The sequence below is a fragment of the Streptomyces sp. NPDC090127 genome, from assembly GCF_044746945.1.
GTDB lineage: Bacteria > Actinomycetota > Actinomycetes > Streptomycetales > Streptomycetaceae > Streptomyces.
In genome coordinates, this window is the sequence record NZ_JBIVDE010000003.1 from 475,073 (window position 1) to 493,387 (window position 18,315).

Below are 18,315 nucleotides of genomic sequence, written 5' to 3' on the forward strand. Positions count from 1 at the left end.
CCAAGTCCTGCCGCGTGCCCGTCCATGTCCACGGTCCTCGGGGCCGAGGAAGCTGCGGTACGCCCGGTTCCGCGAGGGGCGGCCGCCGCGGCCCGCGCGACGCCCCGGGGAGGAGTGCTCCATGCCCGCTCGAACATCCCTACTGGTCGCCGCGCTCGCCGCCGTGACCCTCACCCTGGCCGGCGGTGGGGGCGGCGCGTCGGCGGCCCGGCCGGCCGCGCCCGCGCCGGAAGCGCCGTCCGCCCCCACGTACACCGTGACGGTCGGCGCCAAGGGCTCCTGGACCCACCCGGACGACACGCCCGCCGCCCCCTACATCGACAAGGACGGCACCTTCTACTTCCAGCAGGCGCACGCGCTCTACGGGGCGACGGACCCCCGGAAGTGGACCTTCTTCACCGGCGCCGACTTCGACACCGCCTCCCGGTCGAGCGCGCTCAGCGACGCCGTGGATCCGGCGAACGGAAACGACCGCAACAACGACACGACCTGGCGGTGCGACAACAGCCCGACGGGCCTGGAGTCCAGCGCGGCGCCGGCCGGGTCGGGCTACTCCCAGAAGAACTACTGCGACCTGGCGGGGGTCTGGGTCGACCCGGACACCGGCTACTGGTACGGCCTGGTGCACAACGAGTTCACCCCGCAGCCCTTCGGCGACGGCGTCCACTACGACGGGATCGACTACGCGGTCTCCACCGACCGGGGCCGGACGTGGCGCGTCACGTCCCACGTCATCACCTCCCCGTACAGCACGAAACGGGGCGACACCGCCGCGTTCCCGCAGCAGACGTACCACTACGGCGACGGTGACCCGCGGCTGTTCGTCGACACCGCCTCGGGGTACTTCTACGTCTTCTACGGCTCCCGGATCGTGGAGAAGGGCGGCGGCTGGAAGGCCTTCCACGCGCATGTGGCCCGCGCCCCGATCTCCGGAAAGATGGCGCCCGGTTCCTGGCGGAAGTGGTACGACGGCGCCTGGACCGAGCCCGGCGTGGGCGGTCGGGAGAGCAACATGGTGCCGGTCGGGTCCGCCGGCGGCACCGGGTACACCCCCGTGTCCGACGAGTACGACCCCACCCACGCGGGCACCGTGAGCCAGCAGGTCGCGGCCGGCCTGATGCCGCCGACGTCACCGCTGTTCGTCATGGACATCACGTACAACGCGCATCTGGGGCTGTACATCGGCCAGCCCCAGGCCGTCGACCAGAGCGGCAGGGCTCCGCAGCAGTTCTACGCCACCGCCGACCTGGCGAAGCAGCAGTGGCGGCTGCTCGGTGACACCGGCAGCCACACCAACGCCTCCTGGTACCGCTGGTTCCTCGACAGCACGAACCGGACGAGCTCCGGGATCGTGGGCAGGAACTTCCGCTCGTACTGCTCCTTCGGATGCTCGGGCGGCTCGTCCAGCGAGTACGTCAACCTCTCCATCGGTACGTCGGAGCCCGCCGCCCCCGTCGACCCGACCCGGACCCACCGCATCGCCTCCGGTGGCGGGCGCGTCCTCGCCCAGGTCTCCGGCGGGTCCGCTACCACCTCACTGGCGGCCCCCACCGGGGCGGCCCGGGAGTCATGGACCTTCACGCCGCTGGGCGACGGGGCCTACCGGATCGCCAACAGCGCCACCGGCGGGCTCCTGGGGGTCGACTCCTCGGCCACCGTCAACCGGGCCTGGGGCACCAGGCCGACCGTGACGACCGCCGGCGCGGGCGGACCGAGCGTCGGCCAGCAGTGGTTCGTGATCCCGGGCGCCGGCGCCGCGGGTGCGCCGACCGGTACGTACCGGCTGGTGAACCGTTACAGCGGTCTGGTGATCGGCATGTCCGCCGACTCCGCGCGGCCGGCCGAGACCACGCCCGCCCGCTTCTGGACCGACACCTCCGGCAGCGGTGTCGGCGGGTCGCGCACGGCGGCGGAGCAGACCCTGACCCTCACGCCCGTGGGTGAGGCGCCCGGCTCGCTCGACGGTGTCCGCACCCTGGTCACCGGGGGCAGGGCCCTCGACAACCCCGGCCACAGCACCACTCCCGGCACCCAGCTCATCACCTACACCGCCAACGGCGGAGCCAACCAGAGCTGGCGCTTCACCCGGCAGCCGGACGGCTCCTACCAGCTGGCCAACGCCGAGTCGGGGCTCTGCGCCGACGTCGACGGCGGCTCCACCGCACCCGGCGCGAAGGTGATCCAGTGGACGTGCACGGGCGGCGCCAACCAGCGCTGGAACGTCACGCGCCGGGCTGACGGCACGTACACCGTCGCCTCGGTGAAGAGCGGGCTGGTGCTCACGACCGCCTCGACGACGAACGGGGCCCTGGCGACCCAACAGGCCGACACCGGTTCGAGCCTGCAGCGGTGGACGATCACCTGAGCGCCCCCGGCAGAGCCCCGTACGCCCCCAGCGCCCCCGCCGTTCGGCGGGGGCGCTCGGCGTGGCGGTCACGGCGGCCGTTCGTCGGCGCCACCCTCTCCGCGCTCGAACTGGCCCGTGAGCTGCGGAAGTTCCGGAAGTCGGTGCGAGATCTCCACGTCCGCCGGGCGACCTCCACGAAACAAACACGTTCGCTCGGGCAACCATGTTGATCATCACGCGGAATCTCACATTCCGCTCACGGTGGGCGCACGAACCGCCACTAGCGTCCCCTTGTTGATCTTGCCGAGCGGCAGGATCGGAAGGGATGACACCTCCGTGTCCAGACATACAGCCGGACCTTCCGGCACCCGGCGGCGCACAGGGCGCATAGCCCTGGCGACCGCCCTGGTCCTGGCGGCCGAGGCCGCCCTCATATCCGGCCAGACCGCCGCGGCGGCCCCGGACGAGCGGCCTGCCGCGCCGACGGCCACGACCTCCGCCGCCACGACCTCCGCCAAGGCCCCCTCCCCGCAGGCCGTCCAGGAGTCGGACCTGGCCTGGGCGGCAGCGCACGCGAAGGGCTCGATCGCCTGGGCGCTGGCCGAGGCGAAGAGGACCGGGAAGAAGACCGTCGTCACCGACGAGACGACCCCCACGACCTTCACCGTCGCCAACCCGGACGGCACCCTCACCACCGAGCTCACCGCGGGTCCCGAGCGGGTCTGGAAGAACGGCACCTGGCAGCGGGCCGACGCCACCCTCACCGAGGCGGCCGACGGCAGCATCGCCCCCAAGGCACACCCCAACGGCCTGCGCCTGGGCGGCGGGAGCGGCGTCCGGCCGACGTCCCTGCGCGCCGCGCAGGACGACCCCGCCCGTGACCTCGTGACCCTGGGCAGCGGCGACAGCCAGGTGACCCTCCGGTGGAAGGGCGGCCTGCCGCAGCCCGAACTGGACGGCACCCACGCCCGCTACCGGAACGCCGTGCCGGGCGCCGACGTCGTCGTCGAGGCCACCCGTACCGGCTTCGAGCAGTTCGTCGAGATCCACGAGCGGCCCGGCGGCGCCTACTCCTACACCCTCCCGGTCAAGGCCAAGGGCCTGAAGGCGCAGCCGAACAAGGACGGCTCGGTCACCTTCACCGACGCCGAGACCGGTGCCCCGCGCGCCACCATGCCCGCCCCGGTCATGTGGGACGCCTCCGTCGACAGGCGCTCGGGCGAGCACACCCGCCGCGCGCGTGTCGACATGAAGGTCGTCGACAAGGGCGCCGGTGAGCTCGACCTGGTCGTCACCCCGTCGGCCGCGTTCCTCGCCGACCCCGCCACGACCTACCCGGTGACGGTCGACCCCTCGACCTCCGCGCTGTCGAACACCTTCGACACCTATGTGCAGCAGGGCGAGACCGTCGACTGGTCCAACGACACCGAACTCGACCTCGGCAACCCCGGCACCAAGAACGGCGACGGCACCCCGCGTACCGCCCGCTCGTTCATCACCTGGAACACCACGCCGCTCCAGGACGCGCTGATCGTCGACACCAACCTGGCGCTGTGGAACTTCCACTCCGGCAACACCGACTGCAGCGCCCAGTCCTGGACCGTCTGGGACACCAGCGCCCCGTCCACGTCCTCGCGCTGGACCGCGCAGCCCACCTGGAAGCAGCAGTTCCACTCCTCGACCGAGACCAAGGGCAGCCCGGACTGCGCCGCCCAGCCGGACGGCTGGATCAACGCCGACGTCGACACGCTCGTCCAGTCCTGGGCGTCCGCCAAGGCCACGCGCGGTCACATGGGTCTGCGCGCGGCCACCGACGACGTGAAGGCGTGGAAGCGGGTCAACTCCGCCAACAACGCGGCCAACCAGCCCAAGCTGTCGGTCACCTACAACTACCGGCCCTCGGACGGCACCGACCGGCAGGCCGGCGCGCCGTTCCGGTCGTACGCCGGTGTGTGGGCGGTCAACAGCACCACCCCCGTCCTGCGTGACACCTTCACCGACCCGGACCGCGACAAGGTCAACGGCACGTTCCAGGTCTACGACGCCGCGACCGACACGCCCGTCACCACTCCGTCCGGGGAGGGGCTGCTCGTCTCCGACTTCGTGGACTCGGGCAAGCCGGCCTCGGTGACGGTCCCGGCCGGGCAGCTGCGGGACGGCCGGACGTACAAGTTCCGTACGAACGCCTACGACGGCACGCACTACAACCTCGGCTGGTCGCCGTGGACCCAGTTCGTCGTCGACACCACCGCCCCCGGCGCGCCGCAGAGCGTCACCTCGGCCACCTACCCGGAGAACTGGGGCGGCGGCGGTGCCGGCGTCACGGGTGAGTTCGACGTCACGACCGGTGCGCCGGACGCCTACGAGGTGCGGTACCGCCTCGACCCGTACTCCGACGACGCGGACGACGCCGGCTGGACCTCGGTGAACACCACCTCGGGGACGCTCGCGGCCAGGTCCCTGACCGCCGTGGCAGCCGTGGACGCCTCCTACGCGGTGACCCCCGCGGCGGACGGCAACCACGTGGCCCAGACCCGTACCGTCGACCGCGCCGGCAACGTCGGCCCGATCAGGGACTACGGATTCACCGCGGGAAACCGCGACTACAACCGCGCCCAGAAGATCGACATCAAGCTCCCGGCCAACGACACCAGCTCGCAGCAGCCGGACCCCTCCGATCCTCCGAAGCCGGCCTGGGACGGCTGGAAGCAGGGGAGCCAGGCCCGTACCTTCACGACCGGCGAGGACACCCAGGTCACGGTCGTCCCGAAGGACCAGGCCTCCGAGGCCTTCACCCGCAAGGCCGCGCAGCAGCTCAGGGCCCGTGCCGGCTCGCTGCCGGCGCCGATCGTCAAGGACTCCTGGTGCCAGCCCAGTCTGTTCGGTGAGGCGCAGAAGTCGCTGATGACCCGCACGCAGGCCTGCGTCTTCTTCGACCTGTCGTTCACCGCGGAGAGCAAGCTCGTGGACGGCGTCGTGCCCGTGAAGTACCAGGCCAACTTCGAGGTGCACTTCCAGGTCAAGACCGACGCCCACGGCGACGCCATCAAGACCTGGGTGCAGATCAACCCGGTCTTCAACAACTTCCCCGGCGACGAGCGCGCGGTGGTGATGGGCGCCGGCAACCCCGGTGCCTGGTTCGACTCGATGTGCGTGAGCGACGGCTGCAACTCCGGCGGCGACAGCGCGCGGCAGAACATCGACTTCTACGGTGACCTCACCTGGAAGGGAGGCATGAACGGCAACGACCCGGTCGACACCCACATGGCCACCGGTACGGCCGACCACAAGTGGAACGGCGCGGTGGACAACGCCGCCGGCACCACCGACGGGGACCAGTCGAAGAGCATGCTGGTGTCCTTCAACGGCCGCCCGGTCACCGAGGTGGAGCCCCCGCCGGGCCTGAACGGCAGGAAGGGCGAATGGCGGGACGACTACGCGTCCTGGCAGTCCCCGCAGCTGCTCGTGACCTGCGACAAGGTCGCCTCCTACGGCGCCCCGGGCTGTGTGCTGCCGCAGTACGCCCCGACGTACGTGTTCAACACCGCCGCCTACCCGGAGGCGGCCGCGCACGCCTGGCTGATCCAGAACAAGTCGAAGGTCACGGGCCTCGGCCAGAGCTGGGCCGCTCCGCTCGAGTACCTGCCGCCGGCGGCGCGGAACAAGAAGGGCTACGACTCCCAGAAGAGCCGGGACGCCATGTGCACCCGCTACAAGGGCCCGAAGGCGGGAGGCACCGGATGGGTGCCGCGCAAGACGTTCCTGCCCCACCCGAAGACGGCGCTGCACCATGCGGGACCGCACATCGACGAGGTCAACTGCGACGAGTTCCCGTTCGCCTCGACGTACCAGTCCGCCGGTATGAAGAGTGTCGACGGAGGCAAGAACGAGGCGCCGGGCGGCGGGGCCGACTGCATGCAGACCGTGTCCGCCACGGCGGACGACGGCAGCATCCACTTCCTCGACGACACCCGGTACGACGCTCCGACGTTCACCGAGAACTGCGGCCGGTCCTCGATGTCCGGCGACGTCAACCAGGGCTCGATGCGGCCGTTCGGCGACTTCGCGCGGCAGATGCGGCTCCTGGACGAGCAGGGCTACTTCCTGGACCCGGGCAACGCCTGGTTCAAGGGCTGTGACACCTCGAAGGCCGAGCTCGTCTGCACCATGGCGAAGCCGTAGGGGCGATCCCGTAAGCAAGCCGTGAGCCGGCCGTGAGCGAGGCCGCAGTCCGGCCGGCACGACCGAAGCAGGCCCCGCCCCCGATGTCCGAGGGCGGGGCCCCGCCCGTCTGGGGCCCCGGCCCCGCCCTCCGGGCGGACGACGCTCCTTTCGAATCGCGCCCTAGCGCACGGGCCGCCAGTCGGCGAACGTCTCGTCGAGTCGCGGACTGTCCGGGTCGTCCCAGACGAGGCATCCGTACACGACCCCGGGCACGCCGGAGCCCATCAGACCGGCCGGGCCCTCGGTCAGCATGCGGTTGACGGACTCCAGATAGGCGGCGATCGACGGATAGAGCGGCTGCTCCATGAAGAGGCCCTCGTAGCTGGTCCACCGGCCGAGGCCGTCCTCCGACAGGTACAGGCCGACGTCGGTCGCCTCGGTGTGGTTGCCGAAGGGGGCGGCCCACCGCGCGCCCTCCCACCAGTCCTTGCCCTGGTGGTCGAAGCCGGCGAGCCGGGGCCGGATCGACTGCCCAGGGGTGAGCAGCACCCCGTGCGGCAGGAAGGCGCCGGTGGCGACCTCGCCCTCTTCGTCGTACTCCTCGAGGTCGAGCTGGCGGACCCCTCCCGCCACGGACCAGAGCGCGACCAGCTCGGGCGGGAAGCCGAACCCGCAGGAGTTCCTGAGCCGGTCCTCCGCCTCCTCGATCTCGGCGCGGGAGGCCGGCGGGAGGATCGAGGCGTGCGAGGTGGGGGCGTGCACGCGCAGCCATGCGGTCAACTGCTGCCAGGCGGTGGCCGTCCGCTCCATGAGTTCGGTGTCCATGACCTCGACCCTACGCAATGATCGGGAGACGTGACCTTGGCTGCCGCAGGCTCGATACTGCCGTAGGCCCTACCGCCAGGCTCTCGAGGAGAAACGCATGAAAATGCTGATCAACGTTCCGGAGACCGTCGTCGCCGACGCGCTGCGGGGCATGGCCGCCGCCCATCCCGAGCTGACCGTCGACGTCGAGAACCGTGTCGTGTTCCGGCGGGACGCGCCCGTCGCGGGGAAGGTGGCGCTGGTGTCCGGGGGCGGGTCCGGGCACGAGCCGTTGCACGGGGGGTTCGTGGGGCCCGGGATGCTCGCGGCCGCGTGCCCCGGGGAGGTCTTCACCTCGCCGGTGCCCGACCAGATGGTGCGGGCCGCCGCCGCGGTCGACAGTGGCGCCGGGGTGCTGTTCGTCGTCAAGAACTACACCGGCGACGTGCTCAACTTCGAGATGGCCGCCGAGCTCGCCGAGGACGAGGGCATCCAGGTCGCCACGGTGCTGGTGAACGACGACGTGGCGGTGACGGACAGTCTGTACACGGCCGGGCGGCGCGGAACCGGGGCGACGCTCTTCGTGGAGAAGATCGCGGGCGCCGCGGCCGAGGAGGGTGCGCCGCTGGAGCGGGTGGAGGCGATCGCACGGCGGGTGAACGAGCGGTCGCGGAGCTTCGGCGTGGCGCTGAGCGCCTGCACCACCCCCGCCAAGGGCAGCCCCACGTTCGAACTGCCGGACGGCGAGCTTGAGTTGGGCGTCGGGATCCATGGCGAGCCGGGACGGGAACGGCGGCCGATGATGACGTCGCGCGAGATCGCGGACTTCGCCGTCGACGCCGTACTGGAGGACCTGCGGCCGTCCGGCCCGGTCCTCGCCCTGGTGAACGGGATGGGGGCCACCCCGCTCCTCGAACTGTACGGATTCAACGCCGAGGTGCAGCGGGTGCTGGCCGAGCGCCGGGTGCCCGTCGCCCGCACACTGGTGGGCAACTACGTCACCTCGCTCGACATGGCGGGCTGCTCGGTGACGCTCTGTGAGGCCGACGAGGAACTGCTGCGGTTCTGGGACGCGCCCGTGCAGACGGCCGCGCTGCGCTGGGGCCGGTGAGAGAGGGATGACCGAAGTGAACGATCTCGACGCCGCGTTCTTCCGCCGCTGGCTCGACGCGGCGGCGGCCGCCGTCGACCGTGAGGCCGAACACCTCACCGAGCTCGACTCGGCGATCGGCGACGCCGACCACGGCGCCAACCTGAAGCGCGGTTTCGCGGCCGTGACGGAGGTGCTCGACAAGGAGCCGCCCGGCACGCCGGGAGCCGTACTCGCCGCCGCCGGACGGCAGTTGATCTCCACCGTCGGCGGCGCCTCCGGTCCGCTGTACGGGACGCTGCTGCGCCGCACCGGCAAGGCGCTCGGCGAGGCGGAGTCGGTGACGCGGGAGGAGTTGGCGGCGGCGCTGACCGCCGGGGTCACCGCCGTCGGGCAGCTCGGCGGGGCCCAGGTGGGTGACGCGACGATGCTGGACGCGCTCGTGCCGGCGGCCGAGGCGCTCGGCGACTCCTTCGCCGCGGCCCGGGACGCGGCCGAGCGCGGCGCCCTCGCGACCGTACCGCTCCAGGCGCGCAAGGGCAGGGCCAGCTATCTCGGCGAGCGCTCCGTCGGTCACCAGGACCCCGGGGCGACCTCGTCGGCGTTGCTGATCGCCGCGCTCGCCGAGGTGGCCGCCGCATGACCGGTCGGGTGGGGATCGTGCTGGTCTCGCACAGCGCCGCCGTGGCCGACTCGGTCGCCGCGCTCGCCCGGGGGCTCGCGGGTGGCGGCTCGACCGCGCCGGTGGCCGCCGCCGGCGGCCTGCCCGACGGGGCTCTCGGCACCAGCTCCGAGCGGATCGTCGAGGCGGCGCGGGCGGTCGACGGGGGCGCCGGGGTGGCCCTCCTCGTCGACCTGGGAAGCGCCGTCCTCACCGTCAAGGCGCTCCTCGCCGAGGGCGACGAGCTGCCGGAGGGGGCTCGGCTCGTGGACGCCCCCTTCGTGGAGGGCGCCGTCGCCGCGCTCGTGACGGCGAGCGCGGGCGGTGACCTCGACGCGGTGTCGGCCGCGGCGGCGGAGGCGTACACGTACCGGAAGGAGTGAGCGGGCACGGGCGCACGCAGAAGAGCGCCGGACGGGGCGCGAGTGGTCCCGCGGCGTGAGCGGGGGGCGCGCGGGAGACCCGTCACACACCGTCCCGAAGCGCACCCGTGTTGTGATGCACCTGGTCAACCCACTAATGTCACAGCGCCTTGGTGTACGGGAAACCGGTGCGGTACCGGTGCGGCCCTCGCCACTGTGATCGGGAAGTCCGGCTCCATCCCTCCGGGGAAGCCACTGGACCACCGCGGAACCGCCGCGGTGGTGTGGGAAGGCGGAGCCGCGGCGGCATGACCCGTCAGCCAGGAGACCGGCCAAGGTGCGTTGTCCATCCACGAGGTGCTGGAGAGGGTCTCCCAACCATGCATATAGCCGAGGGGTATCTGCCCCCTGTGCACGCGGCCGCCTGGGGCGTCGCGTCCGCTCCCTTCGTCGTCCACGGCGTCCGCGCGCTGACCCGCGAGGTCAAGGCCAACCCCGAGTCCACGCTTCTGCTCGGTGCGTCCGGCGCGTTCACGTTCGTTCTGTCCGCGCTCAAGATCCCGTCGGTGACGGGCAGTTGCTCGCATCCGACCGGCACCGGCCTGGGCGCGATCCTGTTCCGCCCGCCGGTGATGGCGGTCCTGGGCACGATCACCCTGCTGTTCCAGGCGTTGCTGCTCGCCCACGGCGGGCTCACCACGCTCGGCGCCAACGTCTTCTCGATGGCGATCGTCGGGCCGTGGGCCGGATTCGGCACGTACTGGCTGCTGCGCCGGTTCGATGTGCCGCTGATGGTGAGCGTGTTCTTCGGCGCGTTCGTCGCGGATCTGTCGACGTACTGCGTGACCAGCGTCCAGCTCGCGCTGGCCTTCCCCGACCCGGGCAGCGGTGTGCCCGGGGCGCTGGCGAAGTTCGGTTCCATCTTCGCGGTGACGCAGCTGCCGCTCGCCGTCAGCGAGGGGCTGCTGACGGTGCTCGTGATGCGGCTGCTCACGCAGTCCAGCAAGGGGGACCTGACCCGGCTCGGGGTCCTGCTCCCGTCCCGCACGAAGGCCGACGCCGTGGAGGTGAGCGCCCGATGAGCCGGAACGCCAAGATCAACACCCTGCTTCTGCTCGTCGTCGCGGCGCTGGCGGTGCTTCCGCTGGTGCTGGGGCTCGGTGACCACAAGGAGGAGCCGTTCACCGGGGCCGACGCCGAGGCGGAGGCAGCGATCACGGAGATCGCCCCCGACTACGAGCCGTGGTTCAGCCCGCTCTACGAGCCCGCCTCCGGCGAGATCGAGTCGGCGCTCTTCGCCCTTCAGGCGGCGCTCGGCTCCGGGGTGCTGGCGTACTACTTCGGCGTGCACAGGGGCCGCAGGCAGGGCGAGGCCCGGGCCGAGGCGAAGGCGCTGCGGTCGGCGTCCAGCGACGCGTGAGCGCCGGTGCTGCCGATCGACGCGGCGGCGCACAGCAGTCGCTGGCGCCGCCGTCATCCGTGTGAGAAGGCCGTCCTCGGCTTCGGCCTGACGCTGTGCGCGGTCTGTCTGCCGCCGTGGCCCGGTGCCGTCCTGGTCGCGGCGGCCACCTTGAGCGTTCTCCTCGGTCCGGCGGGGGTGCCGGGGCGTCAGCTGTGGCGCGCGTTCCGCATCCCGTTGGGCTTCTGTGTGACCGGGGCGATCCCGCTTCTCTTCGAGGTGGGCGGGGCGCGGGGTCTGGTCGTGCTCGCCGAGGACGGTCCGCTGCACGCGGGTGAGCTGCTGCTGCGCACCTCTTCGGCGTCGCTGGGGGTGCTGCTGTTCGCCTTCACCACGCCTGTCTCGGACGTGCTGCCACGGCTGGTGCGGGCGGGGGTGCCGGCGCCCGTGGTGGACGTGGCGCTGGTGATGTACCGGATCAGCTTTCTGCTTCTGGATGCGATATCCAAAATCCGACAGGCGCAGGCGGCCCGGCTGGGGCTGACCACGCGGGCGGCGACCTGGCGGTCGCTCGCCGGGCTCGGTGCGACGGCGTTCGTCCGCGCCTTCGACCGGGCACAGCGCCTGCAGACCGGGCTCGCCGGGCGGGGTTACGACGGGACGCTGCGGGTCCTGGTGCCCGAGGCCTCGGTGTCGGGCCGGTTCCTCGCCTCGACGGCCGGTCTGCTGGCCGGGCTCGTCGCCCTCACTCTCGTACTGGAAAGGTCGCTGCCGTGAGTCCCGCACCCCCTGTCGTGGAACTGGTGAAGGCCACCTTCGCCTACGAGGACGGGCCGGTGGTCCTCGACGGCATCGACCTCGCCGTGCCGGAGGGCCGTGCACTGGCCCTGCTCGGCCGCAACGGCGGCGGCAAGACGACGCTGCTGCGGCTGCTGAGCGGGGGCCTGCGCTGCGGCAGCGGCGCGCTCCGGCTCGACGGCGCGGAGGTGTCGTACGGCCGGAAGGGGCTGACGCGGCTGCGGACGACCGTGCAGCTGGTCGTCCAGGACCCGGACGACCAGCTCTTCGCCGCCTCGGTCGGACAGGACGTGTCGTTCGGGCCGATGAACCTGGGGCTGCCGGAGGAGGAGGTACGGCTCCGGGTGCGCGAGGCGCTCGAGGCGCTGGACATCGTCGCCCTGGAGGACCGGCCGACGCATCTGCTGTCGTACGGGCAGCGCAAGCGGGCCGCGCTCGCGGGCGCCGTGGCGATGCGCCCCCGGGTCCTGATCATGGACGAGCCGACGGCGGGGCTCGATCCGCACGGGCAGGAGCGGCTCCTGGAGGTGCTCGGCCGGCTGCGGGAGGCCGGCACGACGATCGTCATGGCGACCCACGACGTCGACCTGGCGTTGCGCTGGGCGGACGAGGCCGCCGTCCTCACCCCCGACGGGTTGCGCACGGGGCCGGTCGAGGAGCTGCTCGGCGACGACTCCCTGCTCGACGCGGCGCGCCTGCGCCGCCCCTGGGGCACGGCGGTGACCCGCCTGCTGCGCGCCCACGGCCTCCTCGGCCCGGACGCACGCGGACCGCGCACGGCGGAGGACCTGGCGGCGTGGACCGCCGTTACCCCCTAGGAGGGCTGGGGAGGTCCGTAGCCCGGCTGGTCGGTCCGCTCCCAGGCAGGTCCGTCGTCGGTTCGCAACGTCGCGCAGATCACCCCGGGACCGTTATGCAACTTGTTGCACAACGGTCCCGGGGTCGTCTACAACAGTCATGACGATCCTGCGCGAGGAGGCGCCCCCCCATGACCTCGACCCCGTACCCGCACCTGCTGAGCCCGCTCGACCTCGGGTTCACCACTCTTCCCAACCGGGTGCTCATGGGTTCCATGCACGTCGGTCTCGAAGAGACCGAGAACGGGTTCGCGCGCATGGCCGCCTTCTACGCCGAGCGCGCCCGCGGTGGCGTCGGCCTCATCGTGACCGGCGGCATCGCGCCCAACGAGGCCGGCCGCCCCTGGGAGGGCGGTGCCAAGCTGACCACCGAGGAGGAGGTCGCCGAGCACCGGCACATCACCGACGCCGTGCACGCCGAGGGCGGGCGGATCGCGATGCAGATCCTGCACTTCGGCCGGTACGCCTACCACCCCGGGCTCGTCGCCCCCAGCGCGATCCAGGCACCGATCAGCCCCTTCGTACCCAACGAGCTGACCGACGCCGAGGTCGAGCAGACCGTCGAGGACTACGCCCGCTGCGCGGAGCTCGCCAAGGCCGCCGGGTACGACGGTGTCGAGGTCATGGGCTCCGAGGGCTACCTCATCAACGAGTTCATCGCGGCGGCCACCAACCACCGCACCGACCGCTGGGGCGGCGGCTACGCCAACCGGGTCCGCTTCCCGCTGGAGATCGTCCGCCGGATCCGCGAGCAGGTCGGCGAGGACTTCATCGTCGTCTACCGGCTGTCGATGCTGGACCTGGTGCCGGGCGGCTCGACGCTGGAGGAGGTCGTCTCCCTCGCCAAGGAGATCGAGGCCGCCGGCGCGACCATCATCAACACCGGCATCGGCTGGCACGAGGCGCGCATCCCGACCATCGCGACCTCCGTCCCGCGTGGCGCCTACACCTGGGTCACCAAGAAGCTGATGGGCTCGGTGTCCATCCCCCTCGTCACCGGCAACCGCGTCAACACCCCCGAGGTCGCCGAACAGGTCCTCGCCGAGGGCCGCGCCGACATGGTCTCCATGGCCCGCCCCTTCCTGGCCGACCCCGACTTCGTCGCCAAGGCCGCCGCGGACCGCGCCGACACCATCAACACCTGCATCGGCTGCAACCAGGCCTGCCTGGACCACACCTTCAGCCTGAAGATCACCTCCTGCCTGGTGAACCCGCGCGCCTGCCACGAGACCGAACTGGTCCTCTCCCCCACCCGGCTCGCCAGGAGGATCGCCGTCGTCGGCGCGGGCCCGGCCGGTCTCGCCTTCTCCGTCTCCGCCGCCGAACGCGGCCACTCGGTCACGCTGTTCGACGCGGCCGGCGAGATCGGCGGCCAGCTGAACGTCGCCAAGCGCGTACCGGGCAAGGAGGAGTTCGACGAGACGCTCCGCTACTTCCGTACGCAGCTCGACGCGCGCGGGGTCGAGGTCCGGCTGAACACCCCGGTCGCGGCGGACGACCTGGACGGCTACGACGAGGTCGTCGTCGCCACCGGGGTCACCCCGCGCATCCCGGAGATCGAGGGCGTCGACCACCCGAGCGTCGTCAGCTACCTCGACGTCCTGCGCGACGGCGCGCCGGTCGGCGAGCGCGTCGCGATCCTCGGCGCGGGCGGCATCGGCTTCGACGTCGCCGAGTTCCTCACGGACGGCGGCGAGGGCGCGAGCCTGGACCCGGAGACGTACTTCAAGCAGTGGGGCGTGGACACCTCGTACGAGACGCGCGGCGGGCTGCGCGCCCCGGAGCGGCCCCGGCCGCCGCGCCAGGTCCACCTGATCCAGCGCAAGACCACCAAGGTCGGCGCCGGCCTCGGCAAGACCACCGGCTGGATCCACCGCGCGGAGATGAAGCACCGGGGCGTCACGATGGTCGCGGGCGCGTCGTACGAGCGGATCGACGACGAGGGTCTGCACCTGACGATCGACGGCGAGCCGCAGACGGTCCCGGTCGACACGATCGTCCTGTGCACCGGCCAGGAGCCGCGCCGCGGCCTCTACGAGGAGCTGATCGCGGCCGGCCGCACGGCCCACCTCATCGGCGGCGCCGACGTCGCGGCCGAACTGGACGCCAAGCGCGCCATCGACCAGGGGACGCGGCTCGCCGCCTCCCTGTGATCGTGTCGGCACCCCGAGCCTAGGATGCGCGCATGTCCCTCCCGCACGCGATCCTCACGGCGCTGCTCGAGAAGCCGTCCTCCGGTCTTGAGCTGACGCGCCGCTTCGACCGGTCGATCGGCTACTTCTGGTCGGCCACGCACCAGCAGATCTATCGCGAGCTGGGCAAGCTGGAGCAGGCGGGGCACATCCGCGCCCTGCCCGCTCCGGTGCCGGCGCGCGGCCAGAAGAAGGAGTACGAGGTACTCCCCGCGGGCCGCACCGCGCTGTTCGACTGGGTCGCCCGCACCGAGGACCCCAAACCGCTCCGCTCCTCCCTGCTGCTGCGCATCCGCGCGGCGGCGGTCGTCGGCGCGCCCGGGATGCGCGAGGAGCTGCGCCGCCACCTCGCCCTGCACCAGCGCCAGTTGGACGAGTATCGGACGATCGAGGAACGCGACTTCCCGTCCGAGCGCCGCGCATCCGAACCGGACCGGCTCCGCCATCTCGTCCTGCGCGGCGGAATCGACCTGGAGCGGTTCTGGGTGGAATGGCTGACCCACGCCCTCGCGGAACTGGAGCGCTGAGCCGGAACCGGCCGGGGCGCGGGCGTCGTGGGCCGTGAGAGGTGGATACTGGGAAGGGCCGTAGATCCACTTCGTCGAAAGGGCGCGGATGACCGACGAGTTGGGGCGCCGCAGGACACGTCATGCGGTTGTCGTCGGGGGAAGCCTCGCGGGCCTGTTGGCCGCGCGGGTGCTCAGTGAGCACGCCGAGAAGGTCACGGTCGTCGAGCGCGACCGAGTGCCGGAGGGACCGGACGCACGACCGGGAACTCCGCAGTCCCGGCACGTGCATGTGCTGCTGCCCTCCGGTCAGCAGGCGCTCGACGCGCTGCTGCCCGGGTTCATGAGCGAGCTGCGCGAGCTCGGCGCGCCCCGGGTGGGGATGCCCGAGGACATGGTGCAGTGGCAGAACGGGCGGTGGTTCAGTCGCCATCCGGCCTCCGTGCACCTCTTCACCGGGCCCCGGGCGCAGTTGGAGTGGCTGGTGCGGCGGCGGGTCCTCGCCGATCCCCGTATCCGGTTCGTGGAGGGCACCGAGACCGTCGGTCTGCTGGGGGACGCCTCGCGGGTGCGCGGTGTCCTGGTACGCGAGCGGGGCGCGGGGAAGGAGCGGGAGAGCCGGAGCCTCGCGGCCGATCTGGTCGTCGACGCCTCGGGCCGTGGCACGCACGCGCCGGACTGGCTCGCGGCGATCGGCGCGGAGGCCCCGCACGAGGAGACGATCGACACCGGTCTCGGCTACGCGACCCGGGTGTACCGCGCCGCCGAGGACCCGGGCATGGACGCGCTGGGCTTCAACATCGTCCCCAACCCCGAGCAGGTGTACGGCGGTGTGGCGCTGCCCCTCGGGGACGGGCGCCATCTGGTCACCCTCTCCGGGCTCCGGGGCGATCTGCCGCCCACCGACGAGGAGGGGTTCGAGGCGTTCGCGGCGAAGCTTCCGCACCCCGTCCTGAGCGAGTGGATCGCCAGGGCCACGCCGGAGTCCTCGGTGCACGGCTTCCGGCGGACGGCGAACGTACGCCGCCGCTACGACCGTCCGGGCCGTCGACCGGCCGGCTTCCTCGCCACCGGCGACGCGCTGTGTGCCTTCAACCCGATCTACGGTCAGGGCATGGCGGTCGCCGCGATGAGTGCGGTGGCCCTGGGCGCGGCCCTCGCCGACCCGAGGCGGACGCCGACCACGCGGGCCGTGCAGAAGGCGCTGCTGGACGCGTCGAAGCAGGCCTGGGACATCTCGGCCGGCGCCGACCGGAAGATGCCGGGTGCGACGGGCACCGCGATCACCCGGCGGGCGGTGGACGCGCCGGTGGGCTGGTATCTGAGCCGGGTCCAGCAGCGATCGGCCGGAGGCCGGCTGGTGGGCGCCGCGTTCCGTTCCGTGCTGACTCTCTCGGCGCCGATGACCGCGCTGTTCGCCCCTCCGGTGGCCCGGGCCGTCCTCTTCGGACCGGTCCCCGAGTCACCGGCGGAGCCGCCGATGCGACGCAGCAGGGGGTAGGGGCAGGGGCCCAGAGGGGAGGGGGCCCGGGGGTACGCGGGCCCAGGGGTACGGGGCCCAGAAGGTGGGGGCCCAGGGGCACGGGGGCCTAGCGGTACGGGGGCCCGGGGGCACCGGGCCGGGCGGCCGTGGGCGGTCAGACGCCCGGGGCCGCCGTGACCACGCCCGCGGCGATCGCCGCGGCCAGGGCCGCGTAGTCGTCGGCGTTCTGGTCCGTGTAGCGGATCGCGAAGTCGGCGACGGCGCGATCGAAGACGTCCGAGGAGCCGAGGTACGCGGCGATGGCGATGCGGTCGCCGGATCGGGCGTGGGCGCGGGCCAGGGCGCGGCCGCAGAGCGCCGCGTACACGCGGAGCATCGACGGGGACATGGTCCCCACCTCGGCCGAGCCCTTCATGTCGCGCAGCTGCCGCCAGTAGAAGTGACGTTTCTCCGGCCCGGTCATCCAGCCGAGGAAGATGTCGCCCGCGGCCTGCGTCAGGCGCTGCCCCCGGACGACCCGCTGCCCCTGGTGCCCGTAGACGCTCGGCGGCAGGTACGCCTCCAGGACCGAGCGGCCGGCCTCCTTGATCTGGAGGATCAGCGGGTCGCCGTCGTCCCGGCCCTCCAGGAGGAGGATGAAGCAGCGCGTGCCGACGCTCCCGACGCCGACGACCTTTCGGGCGGCGTCGACGTAGTGGTACCGGTCGAGGAGGTGGCGGCGCTCCTCGGAGAGGGAGCTGCGGTAGTCGCTGAAGACCTTGCCGAAGGTGACGCGGTCGAGGTCGGTGGCCCGCTCCAGGAGCGGGGGGTCGTCGACGATGCGGCGCGTGCCGCTGTCGTCGAGGGCTGTGAGTTTGCCGAAGGCCTGGAGGCTCGTGCGGCGGCGGGCGCGGGTGAGACGGCTCTCGAAGGTCGCGCGGCGCCCCCGGCGTACCAGCGGAGCCAGGTCGTCGGCGTCGATCCGCTCGTACCAGACGGCGAGCTCGCCGAGGCCGGCGAGACGGCGCATGTGCGTGCGGTACGCCTCGCCGACGACGAGGGCGGCGCGGTGGGCCTTGGCCTTGCCGGCACCGTTCTCGAGGGCGGCGACGGCCACGCTGGCGGCGAGCCGCTTCACGTCCCATTCGAAGGGGCCCGGCAGGGTCTCGTCGAAGTCGTTCACGTCGAAGAGGAGCGACCGTTCGGGTGAGGCGTAGACGCCGAAGTTGAGCAGATGGGCGTCGCCGCAGAGCTGGACGACGAGTCCCGTGTGGCCTTGCGGGGCGAGGTCGGCCGCCATGACGGCGGCGGCGCCGCGAAGGAAGGCGAACGGCGAGGCCGCCATCCTGCCGTAGCGGATCGGGACCAGGTCGGGCACCCGGTCGACGGACTGCCGTTCCAGCACGCTCAGGGGGTCAGGGCGCTGCGAGGAGGGTATCCAGCGGCCGTGGGAGGACCGCGGCACGTGTTTGCGTGCCGCTCTGCCCGCCTCGGCCCGCGCCGCCGGTGTCGTCATCCGGCCTCACCCGCCTTTTCCGCAGCTGCTTCCGGTTGAGACTCATTACAAGGTCAGACGGGGCGGCCCGCACCCCGGGAGGCCCGGCTTTCGGCCAGTCCCGTCGCCACCCCTTCCTTAATGGTTTAGACCAATGATAGGAATTGATCACCCCTGC

Annotated in this window: 14 protein-coding genes and 1 riboswitch; of the genes, 12 read left to right on the forward strand and 2 right to left on the reverse strand. The window is 72.3% G+C overall.

Features of this window, described 5'->3' with window-relative positions:
• The first annotated feature begins 121 nt into the window (after positions 1–121).
• Positions 122–2,365, forward strand: coding sequence for an RICIN domain-containing protein (locus tag ACIPPS_RS13210; RefSeq protein ID WP_401430417.1), 2,244 nt, complete (start codon positions 122–124; stop codon positions 2,363–2,365).
• A gap of 318 nt (positions 2,366–2,683) precedes the next feature.
• A complete protein-coding gene (locus ACIPPS_RS13215; RefSeq protein ID WP_401430419.1) occupies positions 2,684–6,529 on the forward strand; it encodes a DNRLRE domain-containing protein in 3,846 nt (1,281 codons plus the stop codon).
• Between the two features lie 162 nt (positions 6,530–6,691).
• Here ACIPPS_RS13215 and ACIPPS_RS13220 read toward each other — a convergent pair whose 3' ends face one another.
• Positions 6,692–7,336, reverse strand: a complete 645-nt coding sequence (locus ACIPPS_RS13220; RefSeq protein ID WP_401430421.1) for a hypothetical protein — start codon at positions 7,334–7,336, stop codon at positions 6,692–6,694.
• 97 nt (positions 7,337–7,433) lie between these two features.
• Between ACIPPS_RS13220 and dhaK the strand changes: the two genes are divergently transcribed.
• From dhaK to ACIPPS_RS13270, 10 genes are all read left to right on the forward strand, one after another.
• Positions 7,434–8,426, forward strand: coding sequence for a dihydroxyacetone kinase subunit DhaK (gene dhaK, locus ACIPPS_RS13225; protein WP_401430423.1), 993 nt, complete (start codon positions 7,434–7,436; stop codon positions 8,424–8,426).
• A 7-nt stretch (positions 8,427–8,433) separates the two neighbouring features.
• The gene (gene dhaL, locus ACIPPS_RS13230) at positions 8,434–9,048 is read left to right on the forward strand and encodes a dihydroxyacetone kinase subunit DhaL (RefSeq protein ID WP_401430425.1); all 615 of its coding nucleotides are present in this window, start codon (positions 8,434–8,436) and stop codon (positions 9,046–9,048) included.
• A complete protein-coding gene (locus ACIPPS_RS13235) occupies positions 9,045–9,449 on the forward strand; it encodes a PTS-dependent dihydroxyacetone kinase phosphotransferase subunit DhaM (RefSeq protein ID WP_401430427.1) in 405 nt (134 codons plus the stop codon). The genes dhaL and ACIPPS_RS13235 overlap by 4 nt, the downstream gene beginning before the upstream one ends.
• Positions 9,450–9,554: 105 nt before the next feature.
• A riboswitch (cobalamin riboswitch) is annotated at positions 9,555–9,780 on the forward strand.
• Positions 9,781–9,808: 28 nt separating this feature from the next.
• On the forward strand, positions 9,809–10,510 hold the full coding sequence (locus ACIPPS_RS13240) for an energy-coupling factor ABC transporter permease (protein WP_401430429.1): 702 nt from the start codon (positions 9,809–9,811) through the stop codon (positions 10,508–10,510).
• Complete coding sequence (locus ACIPPS_RS13245; protein WP_401430431.1) at positions 10,507–10,848, forward strand: energy-coupling factor ABC transporter substrate-binding protein; 342 nt, start codon at positions 10,507–10,509, stop codon at positions 10,846–10,848. Before ACIPPS_RS13240 ends, ACIPPS_RS13245 begins: the two co-directional genes overlap by 4 nt.
• 6 nt (positions 10,849–10,854) lie before the next feature.
• Positions 10,855–11,604 carry a cobalt ECF transporter T component CbiQ gene (cbiQ, locus tag ACIPPS_RS13250; RefSeq protein ID WP_401430433.1) on the forward strand — a complete coding sequence of 250 codons (750 nt, stop codon included), beginning with the start codon at positions 10,855–10,857 and terminating at the stop codon, positions 11,602–11,604.
• Positions 11,601–12,443: an ATP-binding cassette domain-containing protein gene (locus ACIPPS_RS13255; RefSeq protein WP_401430435.1), complete on the forward strand. Its 843-nt coding sequence runs from the start codon at positions 11,601–11,603 to the stop codon at positions 12,441–12,443. The genes cbiQ and ACIPPS_RS13255 overlap by 4 nt, the downstream gene beginning before the upstream one ends.
• Before the next feature lie 170 nt (positions 12,444–12,613).
• Positions 12,614–14,635, forward strand: coding sequence for an FAD-dependent oxidoreductase (locus ACIPPS_RS13260; protein WP_401430437.1), 2,022 nt, complete (start codon positions 12,614–12,616; stop codon positions 14,633–14,635).
• A gap of 32 nt (positions 14,636–14,667) precedes the next feature.
• Positions 14,668–15,201, forward strand: coding sequence for a PadR family transcriptional regulator (locus ACIPPS_RS13265; protein WP_401430439.1), 534 nt, complete (start codon positions 14,668–14,670; stop codon positions 15,199–15,201).
• An 88-nt stretch (positions 15,202–15,289) separates the two neighbouring features.
• Complete coding sequence (locus tag ACIPPS_RS13270; RefSeq protein WP_401430441.1) at positions 15,290–16,681, forward strand: FAD-dependent oxidoreductase; 1,392 nt, start codon at positions 15,290–15,292, stop codon at positions 16,679–16,681.
• A gap of 136 nt (positions 16,682–16,817) precedes the next feature.
• Here the strand turns inward: ACIPPS_RS13270 and ACIPPS_RS13275 are convergent, their stop codons facing one another.
• Positions 16,818–18,158: a DUF2252 domain-containing protein gene (locus ACIPPS_RS13275; RefSeq protein ID WP_401430443.1), complete on the reverse strand. Its 1,341-nt coding sequence runs from the start codon at positions 18,156–18,158 to the stop codon at positions 16,818–16,820.
• Positions 18,159–18,315 lie beyond the last annotated feature (157 nt).